Origin of the sequence: Altererythrobacter sp. C41 (genome assembly GCF_016803135.1) — a bacterium.
Taxonomy (GTDB): Bacteria; Pseudomonadota; Alphaproteobacteria; order Sphingomonadales; family Sphingomonadaceae; genus Pelagerythrobacter.
The window spans coordinates 630,663-638,266 of record NZ_JAEVFE010000002.1 but is presented as its reverse complement, the minus strand read 5'-3'; the positions used below and the strand labels follow the sequence as shown (position 1 = coordinate 638,266).

Here is a 7,604-nt window from a genome sequence, read left to right as displayed (position 1 = left end):
GGTCCCGCTCCCGCCGCCCCCCCCCCCCCCCCCCCCCCCCCCCCCCCCCCCCCCCCCCCCCCCCCCCCCCCCCCCCCCCCCCCCCTCCCCCGGCCCTCAATAATGACAATTCCAATGGAGGCGCGATGCCCCCTCTCCCAACCCTCTCCCCTGAAGGGGAGAGGGCTTTTACGCCCCCGGCAGCTCCAGGATGCGCTTGGAAATGACGTTGAGCATCACCTCGCTGGTGCCGCCCTCGATCGAATTCGCCTTGGTCCGCAGCCAACTGCGCGCAGGCTTGCCGCCGTCGGTCTCCTCGCTCTCCCATTCGAGCGCGGTGGAACCGCCCGCCGCCATGACCAGCTCGTGGCGGCGCTTGTTCAGCTCGGTTCCGGCGTATTTCATCATGTTCGGCTGCGCTGGGTGCGCCTTGCCGACCTTGACCTCGTCGAGGAACTTCTCGCCCATCGCGGAGAAGGCGAGCGCGTCGACGTCGAACATCGCCAGCTCGGCGCGCAGCACCGGATCGAGCTCCCCGGTCTGGCGCTTGAGCATCGCACCGATCCCCGCGCCTCGCTCCGAGCTATCGGCGCCCGAGATCATCTCCCGCTCGTGACCGAGCAGGTACTTGGCGACGTCCCATCCGCGGTTGATCTCGCCCACGAACTGGTCCTTGGGCACCTTCACGTCGTCGAAGAAGGTCTCGCAGAACGGGCTGTTGCCGCTGATCAGCAGGATCGGCTTGGTCGAGACGCCCGGCGTTTCCATGTCGAACAGCATGAACGTGATGCCGCGGTACTTGTCGTTCTTGTCGGTGCGGACGAGGCAGAAGATCCAGTCGGCCTTGTCGGCGTAGGAGGTCCAGATCTTCTGGCCGTTGACGACCCAGTGATCGCCCTTGTCCTCGCCGAACGTCTGCAGCGAGACGAGGTCGCTGCCCGAACCCGGCTCCGAATAGCCCTGGCACCAGCGGATTTCGCCGCGGGCGATCTCGTTGAGGTACTTCTTTTTCTGCTCCTCGGTGCCGAAGTGGAGCAAGGCCGGGCCGAGCATCCAGATGCCGAAGCTGGAGAGCGGCGGGCGCGCGCCGATCCGTGCCATTTCCTCGCGCAGGACCTTGGCCTCCGCCGGCGAGAGGCCTGCGCCGCCGTATTCCTTCGGCCAGGCGGGGACGGTGTAGCCCTTGTCGCGGCACGCCTCGAACCAGGCTTTCTGTGCGTCGTTCTTGAAGGTCGCGTTGCGGCCGCCCCAGTAGACGTCCTCGTCGTCGCGCACGGGTTCGCGCATTTCGGGCGGACAGTTGGCTTCCAGCCAGGCGCGGGTTTCCGCGCGGAACGTGTCGAGATCAGACATGGGAATCGGGGCTCCTCTCGGGAAGATCGCGGCGGCGCTCGAGTGCTGCCGGTTTACGTGCAGGTTAAGGTGATTCGGCCCGTCGCCGCAAGCGCGAACGTGTTTTCGCCCGATGCCGTAGCGTCACCACGAGCGCGTTGACGGGGCTTTACGTTCCCGTAAGCTGCGCGCGAATTTCCGGGAGGAGAGGCCCGCATGCGATTTTACGATGACCACGGCTGACAGAACCGGCCCGCTGCCACTGCGGATCAAGCTCGCGAACGGGTTCGGTTCGATCGCCTTCGGGGTGAAGGACAACGGCTTTTCCGTCTTCCTGCTCACGTTCTACAACCTGGTGCTGGGGATGGAGGCGTGGCTGGTCAGCCTCGCGCTGGTGATCGCGCTGGTCGTCGACGCCTTTGTCGATCCGCTGCTCGGCAACCTCTCGGACCGGACCTACACCCGCTGGGGGCGGCGCCTGCCGTGGCTCTATCTCGCGCCGATCCCGCTCGGGATCGCCTGGTACGTCCTCTGGTCGCCGCCGGTCGAGGGGCCGCCCAGCTTCGCGCTGCTGCTCGGCATGGCGGTGCTGATCCGCCTGTTGCTTTCGGCCTGCGAAGTGCCTTCGGTGGCGCTCGTGCCGGAGCTGACGCGCGATTACGACGAGCGCACGACGCTGTTCCGCTTCCGCTACCTGTTCGGCTGGACGGGGGGGCTGGGGCTGCTGTTCCTGACCTACAGCGTGTTCCTGCGCGACGGGCTGCTCGACCGCGAGGGCTACGAGGTCTACGGCCTTGTCGGCGCGATCACGATCGTGGCCGCCTCGCTGATCTCGGCCCTGGGCCAGCACCGGTTCGTGGCCCGCTACCCCGAGACCAAGCCGCCCCCGTTCAGCCTTAAAGTCGCGTTCGCGGAGATCATCGAGTCCTTCTCCGAACGGGCGTTCCTGATCTTCGCGCTCGGCGCGGTGGCAGCATATATCAGTCAGGGGATGACCTTCGCGCTGTCGAACTACCTGTTCTACTTCGTGTGGGAATTCACCGAGGGCGCGCTGGCGATCTATCCCTTCGTGCTCCTCGCCAGCGTGGTCGTCGCGTTTCTCCTGCTCGGCACGCTGCACAGGCGGTTCGGCAAGATCAGGGTGGCATCCGTCACGACCGTGCTGGCGATGATCTTCTGGCTCATCCCCTACGGCCTGCGACTCCTCGGCCTGTGGCCCGAGGTCGGCGGCACGGCCTCGACCGCGCTGCTCTTCGCCTTCGTGCTCGTCAGCAACAGCCTCAGCGTCATGGTGCTCATCTCGGCCTCCTCGATGGTCGCCGAGATCGTCGAGGCGTTTCAGGAGCGGACCGGGCGGCGGGCCGAGGCGGCGTTCTATTCCGGCAACTGGTTCGTCCAGAAATGCGCCACCGGCGTCGGCATCCTGCTGGCGGGCCTGATCATCTCGATCTCGGGCCTGCCGACCGATGCGACGCCAGGGGCCGTGGCGGCACCGATCATCGACAGCGTCATCGTGCAGTACTGCATCATGATCGCGCTTCTGGGCACGTTCTCCGCCTGGTGGCTGGCGCGGTTCCCGATCGACCGGGCCGATCACGAAGCGCGCCTGGCCACGCTCGACGCCGCGGCCCGCGGCGACATCGACGCGAGCGGCACGGCGCCCTGAGAGATTGCGGCTTGGCGGGGCCATGCGGCTCTGCCAGTTTCGCCGTGAAACGGAATCGAGAGACACGAAAGAGGATTGAGCGGACATGGACTTCGAACCCACCGAACGGCAGCAGTACTGGCGCGACCGCGTGCGCGACTTCATCGAAGCCAACGTCCGCCCGAACGTCGGCACGTATGCCGCGCAGGACGCCGAGGGCGACCGCTGGAAGGTCATCCCGATCGTCGAGGACTTGAAGGCCAAGGCCAAGGCGCAGGGCATCTGGAACCTGTTCATGCCGCCGCAGGGCCAGCTCAGCCACGTCGACGACAGCTTCGAATTCGACGGGCCGGGCCTGACCAACCTCGAATACGCGCTCTGCGCCGAGGAAATGGGCCGGATCGGCTGGGCGAGCGAGGTCTTCAACTGCTCCGCGCCGGACACGGGCAACATGGAAGTGTTCCACCGCTACGGCACGCGCGAGCAGAAGGATGCGTGGCTGAAGCCGCTGATGGAAGGCGAGATCCGCTCCGCCTTCCTGATGACCGAGCCGCGCGTCGCCAGCTCGGATGCGACCAATATCGAGACGCGGATCGAGCGTGACGGGGATCACTACGTGATCAACGGGCGCAAGTGGTGGTCGTCGGGCGCGGGCGATCCGCGGTGCAAGATCGCGATCGTCATGGGCAAGACCGACCTCGGCGCTCAGCGGCACCAGCAGCAGTCGATGATCGTCATGCCGCTCGATGCCGAAGGCGTCACGATCGAGCGCCACCTGCCCGTCTTCGGCTACGACGATGCGCCGCACGGCCATATGGAGATCGCGCTGAAGGACGTGCGCGTGCCCGCCGATCACCTGCTGCTCGGCGAAGGGCGCGGGTTCGAGATCGCGCAGGGCCGCCTCGGCCCGGGCCGCATCCACCACTGCATGCGCACGATCGGCGTCGCCGAGGAAGCGCTGGCGAAGATGTGCCGGCGGCTGCAGGAGCGGGAGGCGTTCGGCAAGCCGATCTACAAGCACTCGGTATGGGAGGAACGCGTTGCCCGCGCCCGCATCGACATCGACATGACGCGCCTGCTCTGCCTCAAGGCGGCGGACATGATGGACAAGGTCGGCAACAAGTCCGCCAAGCAGGAAATCGCCATGATCAAGGTCCAGGCACCGAACATGGCGCTCAAGATCATCGACGATGCGATCCAGGCCCACGGCGGCGGCGGCGTTTCGGAGGATTTCGGACTGGCGAAAGCCTACGCCCACCAGCGCACCCTGCGCCTCGCCGACGGGCCGGACGAAGTTCACGCCCGCTCGATCGCGCGGATGGAGTTCGCCAAGCATGCGCCGCAGCCGGGCAGCGACACGATGAGCTCGGGCGACGTGGGCGCGACGCGGTAACGCCAAAAAGCCCCCTCCTCTTCAGAGGAGGGGGTTGGGGGTGGTGGCGAGCGTAGCGAGCGCCACAAGCACCCCCCCGCTGCGACTAGGGCCTGCTGCGCAGACCCAAGTCTCGCTCCCCTCCTCTGAAGAGGAGGGGAGGACCAAGGGAGAAGACGAATGGCCAAGGCAGCAATCCTCGAGCAACCCGGCAACGGCCTCGTCATCGGCGAGGTCGCGCTGGCCGATCCGCTCGCGCACGAGGTTCTGATCGACACCAAGGCGTGCGGCCTGTGCCATTCGGACCTGCACTTCATCGACGGTGCCTACCCGCATGCCCTGCCCTGCGTGCCCGGGCACGAGGCTGCCGGCGTGGTGCGCGCGGTCGGGAGCGAGGTGAGGACGGTGAAGCCGGGCGATCACGTCGTCACCTGCCTCTCCGCCTTCTGCGGGCACTGCGAGTTCTGCGTCACCGGCCGCATGGCGCTGTGCCTCGGCGGCGACACGCGCCGCGCGCCGACCGATACGCCGCGCATCACCCGCGCCGACGGTTCGGGCATGGTCAACCAGATGCTCAACCTCTCGGCCTTCAGCGAACAGATGCTGATCCACGAGCATGCCTGCGTCGCGATCGACAAGGACATGCCGCTCGATCGCGCGGCGGTGATCGGCTGCGCGGTGACGACCGGCGCGGGCGCGATCTTCAACGCCTGCAAGGTCGTGCCGGGCGAGGCGGTCGCGGTGATCGGTTGCGGCGGCGTAGGGCTTGCGACGGTCAACGCGGCGCGGATCGCCGGTGCCGGCAAGGTGATCGCGGTCGATCCCCTGCCCGAGAAACGCGAGCTCGCCAAAGTCCTCGGCGCGACCCACACCGTCGATGCGCTGGCCGATAACGCGGTGGAGGAGATCGTGCGCATTTCGGGCGGCGGCGTCGACCACGCGATCGAGGCGGTCGGGCGGCAGGCCAGCGCCGACCTCGCGGTCAAGGTCCTCCGCCGCGGCGGCACAGCGACCATCCTCGGCATGATGCCGCTCGACTGCAAGGTCGGGCTCGGCGCGATGGACCTGCTCTCGGGCAAGAAGCTGCAGGGCGCGATCATGGGGATGAACCATTTCCCGGTCGACCTGCCGCGCCTGGTCGACTTCTACATGCGCGGGCTGCTCGACCTCGACACGATCATCGCCGAGCGCATCCCGCTCGAGGCGATCAACGAGGGCTTCGACAAGATGCGCGCCGGCCACAGCGCGCGCAGCGTGGTGGTGTTCGACTGATAACATGACCGAGATCGACTACGAAAAGGAAATGGTCGGCACCGTCGCAGTGCCTGATCGCGATAAGCTCGACGAGAGAGCGCTGACCGCCTGGATGGCGGTCAACGTCGAGGGCTTCCAAGGCCCGCTCACGCTTTCCAAGTTCAAGGGCGGCCAGTCGAACCCGACCTACCGCGTCGACACCCCCGGCGCATCCTACGTCCTCCGCCGCCAACCGTTCGGCAAGCTGCTGCCAAGCGCCCATGCGGTCGACCGCGAATACCGCGCGATGGCCGCGCTCCACCCCACCGGCTTCCCGGTGCCCCGCCCTTACGGCCTGTGCGAAGACCCGGAGGTGATCGGCGCGAAGTTCTTCGTCATGAGCCTCGCCGATGGCCGCAGCCTGTGGAACGGCGCCCTGCCGAACAATACGCCCGGCGAGCGCCGCGAAATCTATCACGCGATGATCGACACGATGGCGGACCTTCATCTGAAGGACCCGGACGCGATCGGCCTCTCCGACTTCGGCAAGCCGACCGACTACTGCGCCCGCCAGATCGCCCGCTGGACGAAGCAGTATCGCCTCTCCGAAACCGAGACGATCCCCGAGATGGACCGGCTGATCGAGTGGCTGCCCGAGACGATCCCGCCGCAGCACGAATCGAGCGTCGTTCATGGCGATTACCGCCTCGACAACATGATCTTCGCGCCCGGCGAAAACCGCGTGATCGCGGTGCTCGACTGGGAACTGTCGACGCTCGGCGATCCAATCGCGGACTTCGCCTATCTCATGCTCAACTGGTACAACCCGACCGACGGGCGCGCGGGGCTTCTGGGGCTCGATCTGGAGGCACTCGGTATTCCCACAGTGGACGAGGCAGTCGAGCGCTACGTCGCGCGCACCGGCTATCCGGTGCCGCCGATGGACTGGTACTTCGCCTACAACCTCTTCCGCCTCGCCGGCATCATGCAGGGCATCAAGAAGCGCGTGATCGATGGCACTGCCTCCTCCGCCCATGCGAAGCAGATGTCGGAGCGGGTGAAGCCGCTGGTCGAACGGGCTTACGAGTTCGCGCAAGCGGCGGGGCTAGATTAGCTTTCTTGCCGCCCCGGTCGCGCCGGGCTAGCAGCCGGGCGCCTTTATCAACCGACCGGAGCGCCGCATGTCAGCCGAACTCGAAACCGCCATCGAAGCCGCATGGGAGAACCGCGCCGACGTCGACCCGCACTCGACCGAGATCCGCGAGCAGGTCGAAGCGGCGATCGAGCTGATCGACAGCGGCCAGGCCCGCGTCGCCGAGCCGGACGGCCAGGGAGGCTGGAAGGTCAACCAGTGGCTCAAGAAGGCCGTGCTGCTTTCCTTCCGCCTGCGCGACAATGCCGTGATCGAGGGCGCGGTCGGCGCCCCCGCCTACGACAAGGTGCCGAGCAAGTTCGCCGGATGGGACGACGCCCGCTTCGCCGCCGCCGGTTTCCGCGTCGTTCCCGGCGCGATCGTGCGGCGCGGCAGCCATATCGGCAAGGGCGTGGTGCTGATGCCGAGCTTCGTCAACATCGGCGCGCATGTCGGCGACGGCACGATGATCGACACCTGGGCCTCGGTCGGTAGCTGCGCGCAGGTGGGCAGGAGCTGCCACATCTCCGCGGGCGCCGGGATCGGCGGCGTGCTCGAGCCGCTGCAGGCCAACCCGACGATCATCGGCGACAACTGTTTCATCGGCGCGCGCTCCGAAATCGTGGAGGGGGTAGTCGTCGGCGAAGGCAGCGTGGTCGCCATGGGCGTGTTCATCACCCAGTCGACCAAGATCGTCGATCGCGCGACCGGCAAGATCACGCGCGGCGAGATCCCGCCTTATTCCGTGGTCGTGCCGGGCACGCTGCCCGATCCGAACGGCGGCCCCTCGCTCGCCTGTGCGGTGATCGTGAAGACTGTCGACGCGCAGACGCGGGAAAAGACCGGGATCAACGAGCTTCTGCGCGACTGAACCGCCCGCCCCGACAGGAACATTGGCGCCCGCCAGACGT

Annotated in this window: 6 protein-coding genes; 5 read left to right on the top strand and 1 reads right to left on the bottom strand. The window is 67.2% G+C overall.

The window, feature by feature from the left end; translation table 11 throughout:
• Positions 1 to 168: 168 nt before the first annotated feature.
• Positions 169 to 1,332, bottom strand: coding sequence for an acyl-CoA dehydrogenase family protein (locus JNO53_RS06955; protein WP_203108998.1), 1,164 nt, complete (start codon positions 1,330 to 1,332; stop codon positions 169 to 171).
• A gap of 208 nt (positions 1,333 to 1,540) precedes the next feature.
• On the opposite strand from JNO53_RS06955, the gene JNO53_RS06950 reads away from it, so the two are divergent.
• From JNO53_RS06950 to dapD, 5 genes are all read left to right on the top strand, one after another.
• Complete coding sequence (locus JNO53_RS06950) at positions 1,541 to 2,977, top strand: MFS transporter (RefSeq protein ID WP_203108996.1); 1,437 nt, start codon at positions 1,541 to 1,543, stop codon at positions 2,975 to 2,977.
• A gap of 85 nt (positions 2,978 to 3,062) precedes the next feature.
• Positions 3,063 to 4,349 (top strand): acyl-CoA dehydrogenase family protein, encoded by a 1,287-nt coding sequence (locus tag JNO53_RS06945; RefSeq protein ID WP_203108994.1) that lies wholly within the window; start codon positions 3,063 to 3,065, stop codon positions 4,347 to 4,349.
• A 159-nt stretch (positions 4,350 to 4,508) separates the two neighbouring features.
• Complete coding sequence (locus tag JNO53_RS06940; protein ID WP_203108992.1) at positions 4,509 to 5,600, top strand: Zn-dependent alcohol dehydrogenase; 1,092 nt, start codon at positions 4,509 to 4,511, stop codon at positions 5,598 to 5,600.
• Between the two features lie 4 nt (positions 5,601 to 5,604).
• Positions 5,605 to 6,675 carry a phosphotransferase family protein gene (locus JNO53_RS06935; protein ID WP_203108990.1) on the top strand — a complete coding sequence of 357 codons (1,071 nt, stop codon included), beginning with the start codon at positions 5,605 to 5,607 and terminating at the stop codon, positions 6,673 to 6,675.
• Positions 6,676 to 6,742: 67 nt separating this feature from the next.
• Complete coding sequence (dapD, locus tag JNO53_RS06930; protein ID WP_203108988.1) at positions 6,743 to 7,564, top strand: 2,3,4,5-tetrahydropyridine-2,6-dicarboxylate N-succinyltransferase; 822 nt, start codon at positions 6,743 to 6,745, stop codon at positions 7,562 to 7,564.
• Positions 7,565 to 7,604: the final 40 nt, after the last annotated feature.